Origin of the sequence: Synechococcus sp. N19 (genome assembly GCF_900474045.1) — a bacterium.
Classification (GTDB): domain Bacteria; phylum Cyanobacteriota; class Cyanobacteriia; order PCC-6307; family Cyanobiaceae; genus Parasynechococcus.
Genome location: NZ_UCNR01000007.1, coordinates 147,308 through 167,831, shown reverse-complemented (window position 1 = coordinate 167,831; position 20,524 = coordinate 147,308). Strand labels below are relative to the sequence as shown.

The following is a 20,524-nucleotide window of genomic DNA, read 5'->3' as shown; positions in this document are numbered from 1 at the left end:
GAAAGATCGGGCGATTCTCCCAGATCGCCGGAGGATTGTAATGGGCCACAAAAAAGGGGGCCTAAGCCCCCTTGCAACCTGTTGTGATGACTTGAATCAGGCCTCTTCAAGACGGCCGTAGAGATCGCCAGTGATCTTGATGTCGACCACTTCACGACCACCCATGTCGGAGTCGGAGGGCTGGATGGCGCTGAACACACCAGCGAATTCTCCGGTTTCAGGATCAACCTTGGTGATGGAGAGGCTCATGGTTCCCACACCATCGATGTAGCGCTTGTTGTTGTCCTTCTCGAGCTGCTCGTCATCACCACCAAGTGCCACAAGACCCTGGGCGTACTGAACACCAGTCGTCAGAGCCCGACCCTTGGGATCAATGAAGTTGCTGGTGCGGTAGCTGGGGGTGCGATAGGTGCCTTCAAAGTCAGTGCTGGTGGTCAGAGCCGAGCCATCAGCAGTGGCATTGAGGGACTTGCTGGAGAACGTGAAGGGGAACTCTTCGCCACCGGGCACCAGAACGGTGATCGGCTGGAAGTCGATGCCACCTTTCTCCTGGAATTGCAGGCCTGATTCCGTCACCTTGAGATCGCCAAAAACGGAGTCGAGGCTGGAGGTGTAACGGGTGAGGATCTTGCCCTCAACAAACTCGGCTTGCTGACGAATGTTCTTGGGCTCCTCCTTGGCATAGACCTGCACGGGGTGCATGCAGATCTCACGCAGCTCGTAGCTGCCACCGGCCGTCAGAGGAATCGAGCCCCGGGCTGAATCCCCGATCGTGGGGCAATCGTTGGCTTTGCCGGTGTTGTGGATGTCGTCGTAGGTGACGTTGGATCCACCACGCTGGACTGCATCACTGTCGCCACTGCAGGCCGTGGTGAAGAACGCGAGGCAGAGCGCCAGCACGACGGCCAGCAGAGGACGAATGCGCATGGAAGGAGCCGATCGGCTGAACGCTAATGGGGACGGAATGCCGTCAGATCTGGATCTTACAGGGCGAAAAATGACGTCAGGGCTAGCCTTTTGCAGCTCTCAACAACTTGTCGAAAGCGCGTGACATCCAACGATCCCGATTCGACCCAGACACGGATGGCTCCGGCACTGGCCGCCCTAGGCGAGCTGGCAGAGGAGTTGAGGGGAAATCCCGAAGCACTGCTCACCCTGCTGCGTGAGCTGGAGGCCCTGCATCGCGACGTTCAGGACGGGCCGTTTCGTCAAAGCCTTCCAGAAAACCGCCAGAAATTGTTCACACTTCTGCAGGGAATGGAGAAAAACGGAGGCTGGCCCTACATCCCTCGTCTTCAGCTGCGCACCTTCATCGACCTGCTCGGTCAGGACTCCATCGACGCCGCGGCCTGATCCCGAGCCTCAACCAGAGCATCTAGCAATTGATGGGCCAGAGAGAGCTTTGCTGTCACAGGCAGCTCTCGTCTCCAGCCATCTCCAAGCAACCAGCCTCCATTGGGTTGGTCCCCGAAACCCTGACCATCGCGGTCCACGGGATTCACCATCATCAGATCGCAGCCCTTCGCCTGCCGCTTGCTTTCAGCCCGCTCCAGCAAATGGGCATCGCTGCCTGTGAGCGCTGAGAAACCGAGAACCAACTGTCCGGGACGGCGTTGGCGGGTCAGATTCGACAGCAAATCAGGCACTTCGGCCCAACCGGAAACAAGTGCCTGCTGAAGATCCTGCTTGGCCAGTTTGCTTGAGGGAGTGGCATCGCGCCGCAGGTCAGCGACGGCAGCAGCCATGACGAGCACATCGGATCCGGGCTGAGCCAACTGCAGAGCTGAACCGAGTTCGGCGGCACTCTCCACCGCAGTGCACTGCAGGCCTTCAAGCCAGGCGTCGGGGAGATCCAATGGACCATGCACCAGATGAACGGTGGCACCCCGGAAGCGTGCCGCCTGCGCCAGCAACACACCCATGCGGCCGCTGCTGCGGTTGCTCAGGAAACGGGCCGGATCAATCGACTCTTGCGTCGGTCCAGCCGAAACAAGAACAGTCATCCCCGAGCAATCAAGGGTCACGTCAGGAATTCCCGAACCGCGGCTGAACACAGACGCAGCCGCCAACTCAATCAACAGCGGATCGGCCATGCGCCCATCGCCGACGCGATCACAGGCCAAGAGACCGGACGCCGGCACGAGGGGGATCACCCCAGGGAAGGATTGAACCTGCTGCCAGTTGCGTTGCACCGCAGGGTGACGCCACATGGCCGTGTTCATCGCCGGAGCCGCGATGACAGGAGCTTCCATGGCCAGCAGAACACTGGCGAGCAGACCGTCGGCTGAACCCTGGCTCCAGCGGGACAGGCTGCTGGCACTAAGGGGCGCAACGATGGCCAACTCCGCCCACTCCGCCAACTCGATGTGCAATGGCCTGGATGAGGCGGAGTCCCACTGGTCGGCCTCGAGGTAGCAGCGATGGCGACTGAGGCTGGCGAGCGCCACGGGACTCACCAAGGCAGCACCACTGGTGGTCACAAGACAGCGCACCTCAGCGCCGGCCTTAATCAGCGCGCTGACGAGCAAGGGCGTCTTAACAGCAGCGATGCTGCCGCTGACGGCCACCAGAACACGCCGCCCGCACAGTGGCGACGCCTGCTCAGTCTTCATCAAAAGGCTCTTGGTCCACCAAATGGTGGTACGGAAGGATCAGCTCGGGCCGGTGAATGGCCAGCGCCCGAAGCAGGTGCCAATCCGAAAGGCTGTCGAAAGGAGAGGGGTAATCGTCCTCTTCAAGCCGGCGGGCGAGTTCGGCCGTCGAGGCCTCGTCAAAAGCTTCGAGCCGTTCCTGCGTAAGCATCGAGCCGTCCTCAGACCCCATTCATGGCAGTTTGACGCAGGCCGTACCGGCTAGCGTTGGCTGAACGGGGAATTAGCTCAGTTGGTAGAGCGCTGCGATCGCACCGCAGAGGTCAGGGGTTCGAATCCCCTATTCTCCACTGCGCTTTTGCAGCGTCGCCTGCCACACATTGGCCTGTTTCTCCTGGTGGTGTTCAGCACCGTGGCACGACCTTCAGCCCTGCTCACCTTCACACTCCTGGCTGCAGCCGGTGCGATAAGTCGCGCCCCATCACGCCGCACCTGACCCCCCATGAGGTAAAAGGGGTGTTGAACTCCCCCGTAGCCGATGTCGCAATCGAAGCGCGAGCAGGTCGTGAGCCACCTGCGCTACATCCGCCAAGAGCTGCGCGAGATGCACCAAGGAGTCATGGAAGACGGCCTTCTTCCCGAAGCGGGCGAAGTTCGGGGTGTGATGGCACAAATGGAAGCTCTGCTGGAGCTTCTCGAAGGCAAAGCCTCCAGAAAAGCGAAGGCTGAGTCCAAATAACTTTCAACGCAAGCCGTTGTCAAAGCCCTCAGCTCTGGCTTTGCTGCGCCAATCCCCATCACCTGGCCCGGGCTTGCCCCGGGTTTTTTTATTGAAATCTCCTATCCGTAGTGTCTGATGCCTGCAGGTTGCCTAGGGGTGGTGTAAACAGGGGCTGGCAGGGGCATGGCCGGGTGATGGGGATCACTGGTTTCGACCCTGCCTCTTCCCCTGAAACCAGTGCCGTGCGACGGCTTCAATCCACCCGGCTGCAAACCAACGTTGGAGCAGCATTTCAAAGGCTTGATCAATGGGCGCGCAATCCTTGGAGGCGATTTTCCTTGCTGGCCCTTGCCGGACTCATCGGGTTTTTGATCGGTAGCGCCATCACATCAGTGGCAGGCGTTCTCGGGCAGATGGACCCCGTGGCTGCGCTTGTGGTGGTTCTTGGCACTGAACTCACGATCCGGCGCCGACGCAGCTCCGAACCATCACTGAAGCTGCCCCAACAGCTCCTGGACCTTGGTCGTATTGGCTTTCTCTACGGCCTCTTTCTCGAAGGGTTCAAGCTGATCTGAAGCAGAACCGTTCAAAAGGCCAACCAAGATTGCGATTCATACCCTTCGGAAAGAATCCGATGGGATGCAAATGGCGAGCAACCATTACTTCCTGGAGCTTGAACCGCCAGCGGAGCGGTTACGTCATGCACCGCATGTGGTCATCGTCGGCGGAGGCTTTGCAGGGGTGCACGCCTGCAAGGCCCTGGCCAAGGCCGATGTGCGCATCACCCTGATTGACAAGCGCAACTTCAACCTGTTCCAGCCACTGCTCTATCAAGTGGCCACAGGTTTGGTCTCAAGAAGTGATGTGGCCACACCTCTGCGCGAACTGGTGGGCAAGCAAGACAACGTGCAGGTGCTGCTGGGGGAGGTCACCACCGTGAACCCCGAAGGCAAAAAGATCGTTTTCAACGGCAAGGCCTACAGCTATGACCATCTGATCCTGGCCACAGGATCAGGCAGCACTTATTTCGGCCACGAAGACTGGCGTACCTTTGCGCCCCCAATGAAAATCCTCGAACACGCCGAGGAAATACGCCGCCGTCTGCTGATGGCGATGGAGCAGGCGGAGCAGACACCGAACCCCGAGGCACGCCAGTTTCTGCAGACGGTGGTGATCGTTGGTGCCGGCCCCAGCGGCTGCGAGATGGCTGGTGACGTTTCTGAGCTGATGCGTTGGGCCCTGAACAATGCCTTCAAACAGCTGGATCCCCAGAAAACACGGATCGTGTTGGTGGACCCCGGCGACAGAGTGCTGAGAGCGATGCCAGAGGAGCTCTCCGAAGCGGCCCTTGCGGCTCTCGAACGCGACGGGATCGAGTTTTTGCCCCAAGGCCGCGTCCAAACAATGCGGCCCGGAGAGGTGGTGATCAAAAGCCCCGATGGTGATGTCCGGGTCCAGGCGGCAACGGTGATCTGGACCGCTGGTGTGAAGCCATCCCATCTGGGACAGAAGCTCACGGAAGCCACCGGTTGCGACGTCGATCGCGGTGGAAGGGTCATCGTCAACCCCGATTTCTCGATTCCCAGCCATCCCGAGATCCGCATCGCTGGTGATCTCTGCAGCTACAGCCACACCGTGAATGGCAGGCCGCTGCCGGGCATGGCGGCTCCCGCCAAACAGGCCGGCACATTCATCGGCAAAGACATCGCTGCAATCGTCTCCGGAGGTTCACGCCCCACCTTCCGCTACGTCGATTTCGGCAGCATGGCTGTGGTGCACGCCAGTGCAGTGGCCGACCTGCATGGCTTCAAATTTTCCGGACGCCTGGGCCTGCTGCTGTGGGCCATCGTTCACCTGGCCTTGATCCCCAACCGAGAGAACCGAATCACCTTGAGCATCAAATGGCTGTACGCCCTGGCGACCCGGCAACGGGCCTCGATTCTGCTAACCGGAATGCCCAGCCAGCATCTGGCGCTTGATGCTGAGGATGCCCACTTCCCGATGGCCAGCGGCAAAGGTCCCTCCATCGCAGAACCCGATGCCGCCCTCAAGGCAGCGATGGATTACTACGCCCATCAGCTCAGTGGCCTCCCCCAAACTCAGGAGCTGCTCGACACCAAGGAGGCCTCAGTTGCGGATTCGGAAGCTGCCATCAAATAGAGCAAGGCCATCCGGGTGGGCACGCCATTCCTGACCTGCTCTTCCACAAGGCTGACGCGCGGGTCATCCAGAAGCGAGCCACTCAATTCGACGCCGCGATTGACCGGGCCGGGGTGCAGTACGGGAACGTTCTCTCCGCAGAGCTGCATGCGCTCATGGCTCAGCCCGAAGTCCCGGTGATAGCGCTCCAAGCTGGTGAGCAACTGCTGGCCCATCCGTTCCTTCTGAAGCCGCAGGGTCATCACGGCATCGGCGCCCGGCAGCGCATGCTCCAGGCGCCGCACCACGCTGACCTTGCCCCGTTGCGGCACCGGATCCTTCAGCAGACCCGGGGGCGGAGCATCCACGAAGGCCAAAAAATCCTCGGGAACAAGGCTGGGAGGACCGCACAACACCACATCCGCGCCACAGGCCGTCAAAGCCCAGAGATTGGAACGGGCCACCCGCGAGTGAAGGATGTCTCCGACAATCACAATCCGGCGACCTTGCAGCGCTTCCGGCATGGGGTACTGGGGCGAGAAATGCCGAGCAAGAGTGAGCAGATCCAGCAGTCCCTGACTGGGATGACTGTGAAGTCCATCGCCCCCATTGAGCACCACGGTGCGCTCACCCATCTGCTGCAGATCCAGCGCCAGTTGCTGCGGAACACCGGTGGAACGGTGGCGCACCACCAAAACGTCGGCGCCCATGGCCACGTAGGTGCGCGCTGTGTCGAGAACGCTTTCCCCTTTGCTGAGTGAGCTGCTGGAGGGTGAAAAGCTCATCACGTCTGCCGACAGACGCTTGGCCGCCAACTCAAAACTGCTGCGAGTTCGGGTGCTGGGCTCGAAGAACAGCGTTGCCACCAGACGGCCCTGCAAGGCGGGCAGTTTGCGGGCACCAGTGACGGGCAGTGAACGAAACCGCTGGGCCAGCTCAAGCACAGCTGCAAAGTCTTCCCGCGAAAACGAGGCGAGATCCAGCACGTGTCGATGCGGCCAGCCACTCATGACGACGACTCCAGCGATGGCGCCCAGCACTGTGCCTTGGCTGGCATGCGATCGCCCCGAGCTCGTCTGCTGACACTGCGACTGCTGCGCAGGTACCAGCGCCATGGGGTTGCAGCGCCCTGGGAAATGCCGATCCGGGTGGTTGTCACAAGATCCTGGCTGGCAAATGTGTCTGACCTTGGGGCCATCCACACGTCATGTTCGCCCGTCACCGGACGGCTGTCATCACAGCGATCAAGCCCGAAACGTCGTGCCAGCAGGCCGGGCCCTGCAGCAATCCGCTCCGGTTCATCGGGAAGTGCCACGGCACGCAGCAACACGCCGTTGGCCCAATCGGCCCGATCGGTGACCACGTTCACGCAGTGGTGGATGCCATAGCTGACATACACATAGAACCGCCCTGGCTCACCGAACAGGGTTTCGTTTTGCGGTGAACGGCGGCGGTAGCCATGACAGGCGGGATCGTCCTGGGAATAGGCCTCTGTTTCCACAATCACGCCCCACAGCAAACCTCCATCCGCTTGGCGTTTCACCAACCTGCAGCCCACCAGATCGGGGCCCACGATCTGAGCCGGACGGGCAAAAAAATTGAGCGGAAGCGAAACGAAATCGATGACAGGCTGCCGGCTGGCGGCCACGCTTGTTTCAGCTTGAACGTTGCAGGCTGTGGACAGCAACCTCCAGGCACGGCGTGATGGGGTGTTTCTGGTGCTGGCGGGTTTGTTCCTCGGAACCCTCGGCATGCTCAACATCCTGGGCCTGACGCGCTTCCTGCAACTGGGCAGCATCGGCGGCTGGCCGATCGTGGTGGCCGTTGGCGCACTGCCTTACCCGATCACGTTCCTCTGCACTGATCTGATCAGCGAACTCTGGGGAGAACAGAAAGCCAATCAAGTGGTGTGGGTCGGGCTGCTGCTCAACGGCTGGGTGCTGCTGATCCTCTGGCTGGGGGGCGTGCTGCCGGGCATGAGCGGCAGCGATGACACCACCTTTCGCACCATTCAGCAGCTCAGTTTCGGTTCGGTTGGCGCCTCGATGGTGGCTTACCTCACGGCGCAGTTCGTGGACGTGCGGCTGTTCCATTTCTGGAAACAGCTCACCAAAGGCAAGGCGCTCTGGCTGCGCAACAACGGCTCCACCCTGGTGAGCCAGTTGGTGGACACCAGTGCAGTGGTGCTGATCAGCCATTACGGCGCCCATGTGCTGCCTGTGCAGCCGGAACGGTCCGTGCTGCCCCAGCTGATCAGTTTTATTTGCAGCGGGTACCTGTTCAAAGTGCTGGCGGCGTTGACCGACACGCTTCCCTTCATCTGGCTCACGGGATGGCTGCGGGAGTGGCTGGACATTCCTGAAGAGGAAGGCGAACTCACAACAGAAGCCCCGTCATCGATGCATGAAGGGCGCATCCACTCCAAAATGAGATGAGTTCAGGCCAGGTGATGGACGCAGCCACCTCCAGCTTCAACCTCGCCACTGTGCTTCTCGCCAGCATCGTGCTGTTCCCCTTGGCCTGCCTGTTCTTCGGAACGCGCGGCGGCTACTACAACACCGATCAGTACGACGGCAACGGCACCGCCCACTGATCGGCGGGAGTTGAGCGATCATCGGGTCACTGGTTCAGCCTGAATGACCGCTGCAACTCCCGGTCCTGTCGACAGCACGGACGCCATTCGCCTCGCCCTGCGCAGTTGGCCTGAAGTGGAGAGCTACCTCCAAGGCTGCAACGGGGTGATCATCCCCCTGGGATCCACCGAGCAGCACGGTCCCACTGGCGCCATCGGCACAGACGCCCTCACCGCTGAAGCGGTGGCCCTTGAGGTGGGTCGTCGCACAGGCGTTTTGGTCACCCCAGCTCAAGCCTTTGGCATGGCGGAACACCACCTTGGTTTCGCGGGAACGATGAGCCTGCAGCCAGCAACGCTTCTGGCCGTTCTGCACGACCTGGTGTTGTCCCTGGGCAGGCATGGCTTCGAACGGGTGTTCGTGATCAATGGCCATGGCGGCAACATTGCAACGGCCAAAGCCGCCTTTGCCCAGGCCCACGGCACCGCCGCCACCCGCAATCTCCCCGTTGCCCCTCAGCTGCGTTGTCGGCTGGCCAACTGGTTCATGGCCGGCCCCGTGATGCGCCAGGCGCGCGATCTGTATGGCGACAAAGAAGGCCATCACGCCACGCCCAGCGAAATCGCTATCACCCTCGCCATGGAGCCGAGCCTGCTGAGCAAGCAACGACCGCTGCCCGACCCCGCGCCAGCAGGCCCCATCCATGGACCGGACGACTTCCGGCGCCGTCACCCCGATGGACGCATGGGGTCCCATCCCTCCTTGGCCACCGCCCAGCACGGTGAGGCCTTGCTCGAGACAGCCGCCACCGCGTTGAGCGAGGATCTGCGCACGTTCCTCGGCGAGTCATGAGCCAGATTTCCAGCGACGACGTCCGCAAAGTGGCCCAGCTCGCCCGCCTTGATCTGCCCGAGGACAAGATTGCGACCTACACCGGTCAGCTCGAGTCGATCCTCGAGTACGTGGGTCAGCTCCAGCAGGTGGACACCGAAGGCGTTCCGGAAACCACGCGAGCCGTGGAGGTGACCAACGTCACCCGGGCCGATGGCGTGCAGCCGACCCCCGTTCGGGACGACATTCTCAACCAGGCACCCCAGAGAGAGGGTGACTTCTTCCGGGTTCCGAAAATCCTGGCCGACTGATCGACTCAGCGGGACACCCAACGCTTGGGCTCGGTTTTGATCGCGATGCTGTCAACAAAACCGAGCCAGTGGCGACGCAGCCCCCGACCGGGCATGAAACGGGCTGCGCGCCTCATCTTTCCGCTGCGGCGCTTGTGGCTGCGCACGCCCACAAGGATGTCGTACAGAAAGTTGTACCCATCCCGGCGGGTCTCAAAAATGCCCAACCGCTGAGGCGATCCCTTGGCGTCGAGGAGAGGCTTGGTGGCCTCATAGGCCGGTTTGTATTCGAACCAGGGAATGGATGGCCAGAGGTGATGAACCAGGTGATAGTTCTGCCCCATGATCAGCCAGTTCATCAGCCTGCCTGGATAGATACGGGCGTTCGTCCAGCGGTTACGGGAGGTGAACGGCCGATGCGGGAGGTAGTCGAAGAACAAACCCAGCGTCACGCCCACCATCAGGGCAGGGGCAAACCAACAGTTGAAGATGAACGGCAGGAAGTCAAAGCGTGCCGCCGCCAGCACAATCACCACAAAAATGCTGCGCTCCAGCCCCCACTGCATCAACTCCCATCGGCGCCAGAGGCAACGTCGAAAGAAAAACCACTCGTGATAGAAAAATCTCGGGGCGATCAGCCAGAGCGGCCCGAACGTGCTGACAATGTGGTCCGGGTCGTTCTTCGGGTCATTCACATGGGCGTGATGCTCAAGATGCACCCGCGTGAACACGGGAAAGCTGAACCCGAGCAACAGCGCCGAGCCATGGCCCATGGCCTGGTTGATCCATCGATTGGGATGGGCTGCGTTGTGGCAGGCGTCATGGATCACCGTCCCTTCCAGATGCAGCGCCAGAAAGCCCGTGCAAAGCAGCACCGGCAGGGGCAAGGCCGCCACAAACCAGCCCCAGATGGTCAGAGCCGCCAGGGCATAACCGCCTAGGAAAAGCCCGACGGTGGGGTTCCAGAAGGCCGGCGGGTCAACGAATTCGCGCGGAACCGAGCGATAGCCCACTCCGACCGGACGAGGCTGCTGTTGTTGAGCAGTGCTCTGATGCATCCGGAGGTCAGGCAACAGGTCTGTAACGATCCCGAACCACGGTAGGGAAAGGAATGCCCACCGGGGGACTTGAACCCCCACGACCAAAGTCACTGGTACCTAAAACCAGCGCGTCTACCAATTCCGCCAGGTGGGCAACGCCCCGACTTTAGAGATCGCACCAGAATGGGAGCAGACCGCCACACCTCGGATGCTTGCGACCCTCAGCGGCGATCTCTGCCTCCTGCTCGGCCTGGCACTCCTGTTGCTTCCCCTTCTGGCCGTTGAACTCAGTCGTCCCCGCGATGGTGTTTGGGGCGCGGTGGTCTTGCTGCTGGGTCTCGTTCTGGTCACCAGCACGGACCGTCTGCGGGGAGCACCGATGCTGGCGGTTCTCTGCGCCGGCCTGTTGATCGCACGCTTGGGATCCGAGGTCGGACAGGCCCGCTGGAACAGCCTCAGCGAAACCGAGCAGCAGCGGTTTACCTCGCTCGATCATTGGCGCACCAGCCTTCAACAACTGTTGATCACCACGGGCCGAGTGGGCGAAGGCATCAGCGGCATTGCCAAACAACTCAAACCGGTCGGGAAATCAGGAGTTACGGGCAAAAAATGGGTGCGTCCCGAGTCCCCCGAAACCACTGACGCAAGCGACACCGAATCAGCCGAAGCCGCCAAGGTCACATCTCCAGAGGGCGAAGACTGATAATCCCGAGGCCAGAGCAGGGACCCCGTGAGCAAGGAGACGCGCGACACCGCCGCTGAGGAACGCCCCTCCTACAAACACACCCTCAACCTGCTGCAGACGGGATTCGGCATGCGCGCCAATGCCGTCCAACGCGAACCTGAACTGCAGGGCTTCTGGAAAGACCACGGCATCGACGGCGATCTGGGCCTGAACAACAGCGGCCCAACCTTCACCCTCCATGACGGCCCGCCCTACGCCAACGGTGCGCTGCACATGGGGCATGCCCTCAACAAGGTGTTGAAGGACGTCATCAACAAATATCAGGTGTTGAACGGGCGGCGAGTGCGCTACGTACCGGGCTGGGACTGCCACGGTCTGCCGATCGAGCTCAAGGTGCTGCAGTCGATGGATCAGGAGCAGCGCAAGGCGCTGACAGCGATCAAGCTGCGCAAAAAGGCTGCCGCCTACGCCCGCAAACAGGTGGATGGCCAGATGAAAGGCTTCCAGCGCTGGGGCATCTGGGCGAACTGGGAGCAGCCGTATCTGACTCTGCACAAGGAGTACGAATCGGCTCAGATTCGGGTGTTTGGCGAGATGGTGCTCAAGGGGCACATCTACCGGGGTCTGAAACCGGTGCACTGGAGCCCGAGTTCACGCACCGCTTTGGCCGAAGCGGAACTGGAGTACCCCGACGGCCACACCAGTCCCAGCGTCTACGCCGCCTTCCCAGCCGTGGAGCTTCCAGCGGCGCTGCGGGATGCACTCAAGGCCGAGGGCCTGGATCTGCCCACGGAGACGGACGCCCTTGGGAAGGCCCTGCAGGTGGCGATCTGGACCACCACCCCCTGGACGCTGCCGGCCAACCTGGCGGTGTCGGTGAATGAAAGGCTCGAATACGCCCTGGCCGACGACGGTGAAGGCCGACTGCTGCTGGTGGCTGCCGATCTGATCGAGACGCTGAGCGGCACCCTGGCGCGCCCACTGAGCCGGCGCGCCACCGTCAAAGGTGCTCTGCTCGCTGGGCTGACCTACCGCCACCCGCTGCTGGATCGCAGCAGTCCGGTGGTGATCGGGGGCGATTACATCACCACCGAATCAGGTACAGGCCTCGTGCACACCGCACCTGGTCACGGCGTCGACGACTTCCACACCGGCCAGAAGAACGGCCTGCCGGTGCTCTGCCCTGTGGACGAAGCCGGCAACCTCACGGACGAGGCCGGGCCGTTCGCGGGCCTGAATGTGCTCAAGGATGCCAACCCCAAGATCATTGAGGCGCTGGAGTCCGCCGGGGCCCTGCTCAAGCAGGAGGCCTATGGCCACCGCTACCCCTACGACTGGCGCACCAAGAAACCCACCATCTTCCGGGCCACAGAACAGTGGTTTGCCTCCGTGGAAGGGTTCCGTCAACAGGCCCTGGATGCGATCGCCGCCGTGGAGTGGACCCCTGCTTCCGGTCGCAACCGAATCGAATCGATGGTCAAGGAGCGGGGCGACTGGTGCATCTCCCGTCAGCGCACCTGGGGGGTGCCGATTCCCGTCTTTTATCACCGCAGCAATGGCGAGGTGCTGCTGAACGCCGACACCCTGGAGCACATCCAGGCGTTGATCGCCGAGCACGGTGCCGACGTCTGGTGGGAGAAAGACGAAGCGGATCTGCTGCCGCCCGCCTACGCCGACCAGGCCGATCAGTGGCGCAAGGGCACCGACACCATGGACGTATGGTTCGACTCCGGCTCAAGCTGGGCTGCCGTCGCCAGCCAGCGGGACAACCTGAGCTATCCCGCCGACCTGTACTTGGAAGGGTCCGACCAGCACCGCGGCTGGTTCCAGAGTTCACTGCTTACCTCTGTTGCCGTGAATGGCCACGCTCCTTACAAGCGGGTGCTCACCCATGGCTTCGCCTTGGATGAGAAGGGCCGCAAGATGAGCAAATCCCTCGGCAACGTGGTCGACCCGATGGTGATCATCGAGGGGGGCAAAAACCAGAAACAGGAACCGCCCTACGGCGCCGATGTGCTGCGGCTCTGGGTGAGCTCGGTGGATTACTCCGCCGATGTGCCGATCGGAGCCGGGATTCTGCGCCAGCTGGCCGATGTATATCGCAAGGTGCGCAACACCAGCCGCTATCTGCTGGGCAACCTGCACGACTTCAATCCGGCAACCGACACGATCCCGATTGCGGAACTGCCGTTGCTGGACCGCTGGATGCTGCAGCGCACGGCCGAGGTGATGGACGACATCACAGAAGCGTTCGAAAGCTTCGAGTTCTTCCGCTTCTTCCAGCTGCTGCAGAACTTCTGTGTCACCGATCTGTCGAACTTCTACCTCGACATCGCCAAGGACAGGCTCTACGTGAGTGCCCCCGCTGACCAGCGCCGGCGCAGCTGCCAGACCGTGATGGCCCTGATCATCGAACGCCTGGCCGGACTGATCGCTCCTGTCTTGTGTCACATGGCCGAGGACATCTGGCAGAACCTGCCTTACCCCGTGGAGGAGACATCGGTCTTCCACCGGGGCTGGCCGACGGTTCCAGTCGAGTGGCGTGATGCTGCTCTCAGCGCTCCGGTTCAAGAGCTGCGGGAGCTCCGCGCCGCTGTCAACAAAGTGCTTGAAGATTGCCGCGGCCGTCAGGAACTTGGCGCATCGCTTGAGGCAGCCGTGCGGATTGACGCCCGCCGTCCGGAACTCCAGGCCGCTCTCTCCTGGCTAAGTGAGACGGGGGATCCCGAGGTGGACGGTCTGCGGGACTGGCTGCTGGTCTCAAAACTGCAGATTGGCGGCGAGCCCTGGGCCGAAGTGCTGGCCAGCCAGGACGACGAGCTCGCATCGATCGAGGTGAGCCGAGCGCGGGGAACCAAATGCGAGCGCTGCTGGCACTACGAGGGGGATGTGGGTCAGCACCAGGAACATCCCCACATCTGTGGGCGCTGTGTTGGGGTTCTGGAACGCCGGACTCACCAGTTGGCCTGAGCCAGGAGATCGTTCGGCGGCATCGGTCCAGCCAGGACAACCTCTTGACCTGGCGACAAGGGTCCCTGCAGCAGCTCAGCATGATCGAGGCTGGTTCCCTCAGGGAGAACGGAGGCATCAGGGTCAAAGGCGGTTGGATGGGTGGTGCTGCTGCTGAACCCACGGAAGATCAGCAACTCAAACGGCTCATCCACGACCTGACCCCGTAGGCGGACAACCCGCTGGGGCTGAACACGCGTTCGCTCTTCCAGGGCCTGAACCAGCGCCTGGTCAGTCATCAGAAATCCCCCGCCACGCGGCCGTAACGGGGCAAACGCACCAACAGCCACTGCAGCAAACCAGCCAGGTAAGCCACCAGGGCGACATACCCCACAAAGGCAGCAACGGCCTCGGTCCACAAACCACCGAACAGAAAATTGAACACCGTGGCCGCAAGACCATGGATGCCCTGAGGAGCTTCCAGCCAGGTGAGGCATGCCGAGGACTCCAGCTGTTGCATGCAGCCCAAACCCGTCACGCTCATGCCCAGGCTGATGAGAGCAAACCCACTGAATGCCCAACGCCACACCTTCACGGCAAGGAGCAGCGGACGCCAGGGCGGCTGGTCGGCCAGCTCCTCATTGATGTCGACCCAGAACCACAGGCTGATCACCATCAACACCGGTGCGACAACCGCCATGGCGTAGCCCAAGGGCCGCTGATCCGTCAGCAGCAAGAGGCTGATCGCCATCAGGCTGGCCACTTTCCAATAGATCCCGAGCAGCCGAAGCACCAACGGCTCGCGACGCCAGGACGACCAGATCAACAGGACCAGAGGCACGCCAACGGCGAAGGAGGCGGCCAGGCGATAGGTCAGCCACACCAGTGCGCGGTACGTGAGCTCGTTCACTGGGGACTGTCACAGTGCCGCCATTATCAACGTCCCGAGCTGTGCTCCAGGGTTGATAGGGTCCGCTTCATGGCACCGTTCGCACCGTTCAGCTGGTTTCGCTCCGGGGGCGCTGAAGCCAGTTGCCGGACAGGATTGTCTGGCAAAGCGTCCCTGGATGAAGCCGTAAGGGATCTGGTCGAGCAACTGGGCCGATCCAAGGGCGAAGCCGATCTCGCCCTCGTCTTCACCTCCACGGGTTACGCCACCGACCTGCCGCGGCTGCTGCCGATGCTTCGCGCCCAGATCAGCGCGAAGCATTGGATCGGATGCACCGGTGGCGGCGTGGTGGGCACCCGCGGCGACGGCAGCGCCGCGGAACTGGAGCAGACACCTGCTTTGAGCGTGACGCTGCTCTCCCTGCCGGGGGCATCGATCGCCACTCAACACCTGAGCATCGAGGAGCTGCCTGATCTGGATGGAGCCGCCCAGCAATGGCAAGACTGGGTTGGCATCACCCCCGAGGCTGCCCGCAGCCAGATCCTGCTGATCGACCCCACCAGCAGTGGAATCAATGACCTGATCAGCGGGCTGGACTACGCCTATCCGGGTGCCGAAAAGATTGGCGGCATCGCCGCACCCCACAACAGCCCGCACGGATCGTTGCTGCTGGATGACCAGGTCGTCACCGGCGCAGTGGTGTGTTCCATCGGGGGAAGCTGGCGGCTCGAAACCGTTGTGGCCCAGGGATGCCGCCCCATCGGCCCGGTCTTCTCAATCGAGCAGGTGCAGCGCAACGTGTTGCTGGAACTCAGTGATGGCAGCACCAAGGCCAGCCCCATCAATTGCCTGCAACGGGTTCTGGCGGACCTCAGCGAACGGGAGCGCGAACTGGTGCGTCACTCGTTGTTCCTCGGTGTGGAACGCAGCAGCCTGCGGCTGAACACCAACGGAGCAGCCTCGGAAGCGAGTGCCTTCCTGATCCGCAACCTGATCGGAGTCGATCCCAACAATGGTGCCGTGGCCGTTGCAGAGCGGGTGCGCGCCGGCCAAAACGTGCAATTTCACCTGCGCGAAGCAACGGCCTCCCAGGACGAAGCCGTTGCCCTGCTCAAAGCAGCGACAACTGATTCAAGCGACACGGTCCACTTCGGACTGCTCATGGCCTGCCTGGGACGGGGCCAGGGGCTGTTTGGTCGAGCCGATGGCGACATCAGCCTGGCGCGTCAACTGATGCCAGACCTGCCTGTGGCGGGAGCGTTCTGCAACGGTGAGATCGGACCCGTCGGCGGGACAACACATCTGCATGGCTACACCGCCTGTTGGGGCTTGCTGCGCCAGGACCCCGATAGCTCCTCCGGCAGTGGCTCTGACAATCTCGATTGAACCGGATCGCACCGCTTCAGAACCTTGCGTCAGCACGTCAATCCCCTCAGCAGCTTCTTCCAGTTGCCGCTGGAATTACCACCACCCGAGCAGCTGTTTCGCGTTCCTGCTCAGCCGATCCACCTTGATATCGGCTGCGCCCGTGGACGCTGCCTGCTGGGCTTGGCCGAGCGTGATCCCCACTGGAACCATCTCGGCGTTGAAATCCGCCGACCGCTGGTGACGTCTGCCGATCAAGACGCGCTCGCCTCGGAGCACGGCAATGTTCGGATCCTGTTCTGCAACGCCAACATCAGCCTGGAAGGCTGGATGAAGGCCCTGAAGCAAGACCGACTGCAACGGGTCTCGATCCAATTCCCCGATCCCTGGTTCAAACGCAGGCACCACAAGCGCCGGGTCCTGCAGCCGGCGCTTGTGCTCGCCATCGCAACAGCCCTGCAGCCCGGCCGTGAGCTGTTTCTGCAGAGCGATGTTCTGGACGTGATTGAGCCGATGGTGGCCCTCACCGAACTCAGCGACTGTTTCGACCGCCCCGCCGAGGACCAACGTCCCTGGCGCGCCAGCAACCCGCTTTCAGTTCCCACGGAACGGGAGCGCTACGTGCTTGAGCAAAACCTCCCCATCTACCGGGTGCTCTATCGCCGGAACCAAAATACACTTCCTTCCGTGTCAGATCTGGAACAGCGCTGGCAGGAGATCGATAATCCGGCGGAAGCACTCTCCACCTGAAGCCCCACGATGGCATCTGCGGATGCAACCCAGACGGCAAGCAGTGGGGCCCTATTGGTGCGCTGGCAGGGGGTGATCACTCCGGATCAGGCGGTGCTGAAACGCCTTGAAGGGCTGGCGGGATTCCTGCTGCTGGCCTTGTTCACGGGTCTTCCTTTCTTCACACGCACAGGCCTGGCCCTGGTGATTGCAGCCTGCGGCGTTCTTTGGCTGCTCTGGTGCCTCTGCAGTCCGCCACCTCAGCGCATCGGAACCATCTCGGGCTGGCTGATGCTTTTTCTGGCCATCGCGATTGTGGCCACGGGGTGTTCTCCAGTTCCAATCGCCGCCAGCAAAGGCCTGATCAAACTGCTCAGCTACCTGGGCGTTTATGCCTTGCTCTGCAAGCTGCTGCTGAGCAACAGCCGATGGTGGAACCGGCTGATCGCCGGACTGCTGAGTGGCGGCCTCTTCAGCAGTGTTCTGGCTTTGCGACAGCTGTATGCCTCCAGCGAGGCACTGGCGGGCTGGGCCGATCCGAATTCCATCAGTGCCGGCACCGTTCGGATCTATGGCCCCCTGGGAAACCCCAACCTCCTGGCGGGTTACCTGCTGCCGCTGATTCCCTTCGCAGCGATCGCACTGGTGCGCTGGCGTGGGGTGGGAGCCCAGCTGTTTGCCGGAACCACATTGGTGTTGGCAGCAACAGCCACGCTGTTCACCTACAGCCGCGGCGGCTGGCTGGGAATGGTTGCTGCCGGTGCCGTGCTGCTGGTGTTGCTGCTGCTGCGCTGGACACGCCACTGGCCTCCGCTCTGGAGACGTCTTGTGCCTCTGGCCATGCTGCTGGTTGGAGCCGCTTGCCTTGTGGTGGCGGCCACCCAGATCGATCCGATCCGCACGCGCATCACCAGCCTGCTGGCGGGACGGGGGGATAGTTCCAACAACTTCCGCATCAACGTCTGGATGGCGGCCATCCAGATGGTGCAAGACCGTCCCTGGCTGGGCATCGGCCCTGGCAATACGGCCTTCAACAGCATCTATCCCCTGTATCAGCAACCGAAGTTCAACGCCCTCAGTGCCTACTCCGTTCCATTGGAAATCCTGGTGGAAACCGGCATTCCTGGGCTGCTGGCCTGCCTGGGATTGCTGGCCAGCAGCCTGAGGCAGGGCCTCAAGCAGCTCAATGCCGATGCTCCAAGCGCCTTGGCATCCATCGCCAGCCTCGCTGCCATCGCTGGCCTGCTGATGCAGGGCAGCACCGACACAATTTTCTTCCGCCCCGAAGTGCAGCTGATCGGCTGGTTTGCTCTGGCCAGCCTGGTGAGTCGACCCAGGGAATCATGAGACTGCTCGCTGGCTTCGATGCCGGACAGACGCACACCCGCTGCCGCCTCAGCGTGGTTCAGAACGGCGTGCACCAGCCTGTTGGAGAAGGCGAGGGCCCCGGGGTCAGCCACCTTGATGCCCCCCAGGGTGAGCGTCGTTTCCTCGAGGCGATCAGCACCAGTGCGCAGCAGGCCCTGAAAAATCACCCCGATGGTGTGATCCTGGCGGCCGTTGTGGGAGCCAGCGGCATCGAACACGGAACGGCGCTGCAACAGCGTGCTGAACGTTTGGTGGAGCAAGCCCTGGCCATCGGTGATTACACAGGCTTGACCAAGGTGCTGGTTACTGGAGACGAACGCACCGCCTTGCGAGGTGCGATCCCTGAAGGAGCAGGAATCCTGGCGATCAGCGGCACCGGAATGATCGTGCTGGGCCGAGACGAGAACGGCCATGAACACCGCTGTGGCGGCTGGGGATGGCTGCTCGATGGAGCCGGCTCGGCCTTTGATCTGGGCCACCAGGGATTGCAGCTGACCCTGCGCATGGCCGATGGACGCCTGCCCGACCATCCGCTGCGCCTGCAGATCTGGAATCAGCTGGGCTGCGACAGCCACGCCGCAGTGAAAGCCCGGGTGGTGCAGCAGGACTTCGGCACGGCTGACTTTGCAGCCTTGGCTCCACTGGTGGTGGAAGCCGCAGCCAAGAACTGCCCTGGCGCAGAGGAGATCGTTAAGGGATCTGCAGCAGCCCTCTCCCGCTGCATCAGCACCGTGGCCCAGCAGCTTTCCCTGCGCTCCCCCCTGGTGATCTGCCATGGAGGAGCCGTCACCCATCTCCAGGGGTTCCGCACAGCCGTGCAACAGGCCATCCATCAGTCGATTCCCGAAGCCCGATGGGGCAAGGCCAAGGGCGATGCCTGTGATGGCGCCCTCTTGATTGCCGAGGCCTTAAGCCTCAGGCCGCGTTGAGATGATCCTCGGCAACGGCGGCCAGATGCCCCGTCCAATGCTCCACAGCGTCCGACTGCTCGGCTTCCACCATCACCCGCAAGACGGGCTCCGTACCACTAGCCCGCACCAAAATGCGACCGGTCTCGCCCATCGACTGCTCCGCTGAAGCAATGGCGTCGGTGAGAGCAGTGCAAGCGCTCCAGTTCTTACGGCGCAAACGGTCGATCACCCGCACATTGACCAATTTCTGCGGGTAGGCCTGGAAACTGCGGTCCAACCAATCGCTCAGGCTGATGCCCTGGGCATGGCACAAGGTGGCCAACTGAACGGCGGTCAGAACACCATCGCCACACAGCCCATGGGAGGCGGAAAGGATGTGGCCGGATTGTTCTCCACCGAGGCCCGCGCCACTGGCCACCATCGCGGCATGGACGTGCTGATCTCCCACCGGCGTGCGATCAAGGGTGCCGCCCCGCTGCTGCCAGGCACGCTCGAAGCCAAGGTTCGACATCACAGTGGCCACCAACCGCTGATCGGGGAGCGCCTGCTGCTCCTGCAGCACGGATCCCCAGAGAAACAGCACGTGGTCGCCGTCGATGATCCGGCCGCGGCCGTCCACCGCCAGCATCCGATCGGCATCACCATCAAAGGCAAAACCCATCGCCGCGCCGCGCTCGATCACAGCCCGTTGCAGCGGTTCCAGATGGGTTGACCCGCAAGCCACGTTGATGCGGGAGCCATCGGGTTCCCCATGGAGCACGGTGAGATCAGCCCCCAGAGCACGGAAGGCATCGGCACCGCACGCCGTCGCGGATCCCCAGCAGAGGTCCAAAACGATGGGAACGCCATCCAGTCGGCGTTCAGCCACCGATTGCTGCAACACCTCTCTGTAGCCATCCAGGAGATCGGCGCTGGATCGCGCCACACCGCAGCGGAATGTTGCTTGCTCAGCCATGGGCGTCTGCCCCTGCAGACCGGCTTCCACCTGGGCTTGACGGGAGGCGCTGAGTTTGGCGCCATCGGCCCCAAACACCTTAATGCCGTTGTCTGCAGGGGGGTTGTGGCTCGCGGAGACCATCAGGCCGCCGGCGGCCCCCAGCTGGCGAATCAACAACGGAACCGCCGGCGTCGGACAGAGCCCAAGGGTCCACACATCGCGACCAGCCGCCGTCAAACCGGCCGTCAGGGCAGCAACTACCATGCTGCCGCTGGTCCGGGAGTCCATCCCGATCAGAACAGGACCTTCCGCCTGCAGAACCCGACCGACCCAATAGCCCACCTGAAGACAAAAGGCGGGGGTGAGAACCGTGCCGGCGAGCCCACGGATCCCATCGGTTCCAAACCCTGGCGCAGCGTCACCGAGAGCGGGGCCGATCGGGGAGCACGCCTTTTGAACCATGGGTCTCAATCGTGGACAGCACCATAGGAACCACCTCTGAGGCT

General features: G+C 62.3%; 24 protein-coding genes and 2 tRNA genes. 16 read left to right on the top strand and 10 right to left on the bottom strand.

Features of this window, described 5'->3' with window-relative positions:
- Positions 1-96: 96 nt before the first annotated feature.
- On the bottom strand, positions 97-927 hold the full coding sequence (locus tag DXY02_RS04195) for a photosystem II manganese-stabilizing polypeptide (protein WP_114988159.1): 831 nt from the start codon (positions 925-927) through the stop codon (positions 97-99).
- Positions 928-1,083: 156 nt separating this feature from the next.
- Between DXY02_RS04195 and DXY02_RS04190 the strand changes: the two genes are divergently transcribed.
- Complete coding sequence (locus DXY02_RS04190; RefSeq protein WP_244276136.1) at positions 1,084-1,353, top strand: hypothetical protein; 270 nt, start codon at positions 1,084-1,086, stop codon at positions 1,351-1,353.
- On the opposite strand, the gene coaBC is transcribed toward DXY02_RS04190, so the two are convergent.
- Positions 1,326-2,612: a bifunctional phosphopantothenoylcysteine decarboxylase/phosphopantothenate--cysteine ligase CoaBC gene (gene coaBC / locus DXY02_RS04185; RefSeq protein WP_114988157.1), complete on the bottom strand. Its 1,287-nt coding sequence runs from the start codon at positions 2,610-2,612 to the stop codon at positions 1,326-1,328. The two genes, DXY02_RS04190 and coaBC, sit on opposite strands and share 28 nt — an antisense overlap.
- Positions 2,602-2,823: a DUF2555 domain-containing protein gene (locus DXY02_RS04180; RefSeq protein ID WP_114988156.1), complete on the bottom strand. Its 222-nt coding sequence runs from the start codon at positions 2,821-2,823 to the stop codon at positions 2,602-2,604. Before DXY02_RS04180 ends, coaBC begins: the two co-directional genes overlap by 11 nt.
- Positions 2,824-2,868: 45 nt before the next feature.
- On the opposite strand from DXY02_RS04180, the gene DXY02_RS04175 reads away from it, so the two are divergent.
- The 5 genes from DXY02_RS04175 (at position 2,869) to DXY02_RS04160 (ending at position 5,472) form a co-directional block, all read left to right on the top strand.
- A tRNA-Ala gene (locus DXY02_RS04175) sits at positions 2,869-2,941 on the top strand.
- Between the two features lie 8 nt (positions 2,942-2,949).
- Positions 2,950-3,087, top strand: coding sequence for a hypothetical protein (locus DXY02_RS12415; protein ID WP_170951468.1), 138 nt, complete (start codon positions 2,950-2,952; stop codon positions 3,085-3,087).
- Between the two features lie 42 nt (positions 3,088-3,129).
- Positions 3,130-3,330 carry a hypothetical protein gene (locus tag DXY02_RS04170; RefSeq protein WP_011363323.1) on the top strand — a complete coding sequence of 67 codons (201 nt, stop codon included), beginning with the start codon at positions 3,130-3,132 and terminating at the stop codon, positions 3,328-3,330.
- Between the two features lie 176 nt (positions 3,331-3,506).
- Positions 3,507-3,887 (top strand): DUF565 domain-containing protein, encoded by a 381-nt coding sequence (locus DXY02_RS04165; protein WP_114988155.1) that lies wholly within the window; start codon positions 3,507-3,509, stop codon positions 3,885-3,887.
- Positions 3,888-3,957: 70 nt separating this feature from the next.
- Complete coding sequence (locus DXY02_RS04160; protein ID WP_114988183.1) at positions 3,958-5,472, top strand: NAD(P)/FAD-dependent oxidoreductase; 1,515 nt, start codon at positions 3,958-3,960, stop codon at positions 5,470-5,472.
- On the opposite strand, the gene DXY02_RS04155 is transcribed toward DXY02_RS04160, so the two are convergent.
- The gene (locus DXY02_RS04155; RefSeq protein ID WP_114988154.1) at positions 5,412-6,461 is read right to left on the bottom strand and encodes an aspartate carbamoyltransferase catalytic subunit; all 1,050 of its coding nucleotides are present in this window, start codon (positions 6,459-6,461) and stop codon (positions 5,412-5,414) included. The genes DXY02_RS04160 and DXY02_RS04155 overlap by 61 nt on opposite strands.
- Positions 6,458-7,099: a DNA-3-methyladenine glycosylase gene (locus DXY02_RS04150; protein ID WP_114988153.1), complete on the bottom strand. Its 642-nt coding sequence runs from the start codon at positions 7,097-7,099 to the stop codon at positions 6,458-6,460. The genes DXY02_RS04155 and DXY02_RS04150 overlap by 4 nt, the downstream gene beginning before the upstream one ends.
- A 28-nt stretch (positions 7,100-7,127) precedes the next feature.
- Here DXY02_RS04150 and DXY02_RS04145 point away from each other — a divergent pair, with 28 nt between their 5' ends.
- The 4 genes from DXY02_RS04145 to gatC are packed head-to-tail and all read left to right on the top strand — an operon-like array spanning position 7,128 to position 9,166.
- Positions 7,128-7,886 (top strand): queuosine precursor transporter, encoded by a 759-nt coding sequence (locus DXY02_RS04145; protein ID WP_170951467.1) that lies wholly within the window; start codon positions 7,128-7,130, stop codon positions 7,884-7,886.
- A 14-nt stretch (positions 7,887-7,900) separates the two neighbouring features.
- Positions 7,901-8,044, top strand: a complete 144-nt coding sequence (locus DXY02_RS12410) for a hypothetical protein (protein WP_170951466.1) — start codon at positions 7,901-7,903, stop codon at positions 8,042-8,044.
- 43 nt (positions 8,045-8,087) lie between these two features.
- Positions 8,088-8,876, top strand: coding sequence for a creatininase family protein (locus tag DXY02_RS04140; protein ID WP_114988152.1), 789 nt, complete (start codon positions 8,088-8,090; stop codon positions 8,874-8,876).
- On the top strand, positions 8,873-9,166 hold the full coding sequence (gene gatC, locus DXY02_RS04135) for an Asp-tRNA(Asn)/Glu-tRNA(Gln) amidotransferase subunit GatC (RefSeq protein ID WP_114988151.1): 294 nt from the start codon (positions 8,873-8,875) through the stop codon (positions 9,164-9,166). The genes DXY02_RS04140 and gatC overlap by 4 nt, the downstream gene beginning before the upstream one ends.
- Before the next feature lie 5 nt (positions 9,167-9,171).
- Here gatC and crtR read toward each other — a convergent pair whose 3' ends face one another.
- Together crtR and DXY02_RS04125 are read right to left on the bottom strand one after the other, a co-directional pair.
- Positions 9,172-10,203, bottom strand: a complete 1,032-nt coding sequence (gene crtR, locus DXY02_RS04130; protein WP_114988150.1) for a beta-carotene hydroxylase — start codon at positions 10,201-10,203, stop codon at positions 9,172-9,174.
- Between the two features lie 54 nt (positions 10,204-10,257).
- A tRNA-Leu gene (locus DXY02_RS04125) sits at positions 10,258-10,339 on the bottom strand.
- 54 nt (positions 10,340-10,393) lie between these two features.
- Between DXY02_RS04125 and DXY02_RS04120 the strand changes: the two genes are divergently transcribed.
- The gene (locus DXY02_RS04120) at positions 10,394-10,888 is read left to right on the top strand and encodes a Ycf66 family protein (RefSeq protein WP_114988149.1); all 495 of its coding nucleotides are present in this window, start codon (positions 10,394-10,396) and stop codon (positions 10,886-10,888) included.
- Between the two features lie 27 nt (positions 10,889-10,915).
- Positions 10,916-13,840, top strand: a complete 2,925-nt coding sequence (ileS, locus tag DXY02_RS04115; protein ID WP_114988148.1) for an isoleucine--tRNA ligase — start codon at positions 10,916-10,918, stop codon at positions 13,838-13,840.
- Here the strand turns inward: ileS and DXY02_RS04110 are convergent.
- Positions 13,825-14,118: a hypothetical protein gene (locus DXY02_RS04110; RefSeq protein WP_114988147.1), complete on the bottom strand. Its 294-nt coding sequence runs from the start codon at positions 14,116-14,118 to the stop codon at positions 13,825-13,827. The genes ileS and DXY02_RS04110 overlap by 16 nt on opposite strands.
- The gene (locus DXY02_RS04105; protein WP_114988146.1) at positions 14,118-14,729 is read right to left on the bottom strand and encodes a DUF3177 family protein; all 612 of its coding nucleotides are present in this window, start codon (positions 14,727-14,729) and stop codon (positions 14,118-14,120) included. Before DXY02_RS04105 ends, DXY02_RS04110 begins: the two co-directional genes overlap by 1 nt.
- Positions 14,730-14,798: 69 nt before the next feature.
- Between DXY02_RS04105 and DXY02_RS04100 the strand changes: the two genes are divergently transcribed.
- The 4 genes from DXY02_RS04100 to DXY02_RS04085 are packed head-to-tail and all read left to right on the top strand — an operon-like array spanning position 14,799 to position 19,099.
- Positions 14,799-16,094, top strand: coding sequence for an FIST N-terminal domain-containing protein (locus tag DXY02_RS04100; protein WP_114988145.1), 1,296 nt, complete (start codon positions 14,799-14,801; stop codon positions 16,092-16,094).
- Between the two features lie 24 nt (positions 16,095-16,118).
- Positions 16,119-16,823, top strand: a complete 705-nt coding sequence (gene trmB, locus DXY02_RS04095) for a tRNA (guanosine(46)-N7)-methyltransferase TrmB (protein ID WP_114988144.1) — start codon at positions 16,119-16,121, stop codon at positions 16,821-16,823.
- Between the two features lie 9 nt (positions 16,824-16,832).
- Positions 16,833-18,149: an IctB family putative bicarbonate transporter gene (locus DXY02_RS04090; RefSeq protein ID WP_114988143.1), complete on the top strand. Its 1,317-nt coding sequence runs from the start codon at positions 16,833-16,835 to the stop codon at positions 18,147-18,149.
- A complete protein-coding gene (locus DXY02_RS04085) occupies positions 18,146-19,099 on the top strand; it encodes a BadF/BadG/BcrA/BcrD ATPase family protein (protein ID WP_114988142.1) in 954 nt (317 codons plus the stop codon). Before DXY02_RS04090 ends, DXY02_RS04085 begins: the two co-directional genes overlap by 4 nt.
- Here the strand turns inward: DXY02_RS04085 and glmM are convergent.
- Positions 19,086-20,480, bottom strand: coding sequence for a phosphoglucosamine mutase (gene glmM, locus DXY02_RS04080; RefSeq protein ID WP_114988141.1), 1,395 nt, complete (start codon positions 20,478-20,480; stop codon positions 19,086-19,088). The genes DXY02_RS04085 and glmM overlap by 14 nt on opposite strands.
- Between the last annotated feature and the right edge of the window lie 44 nt (positions 20,481-20,524).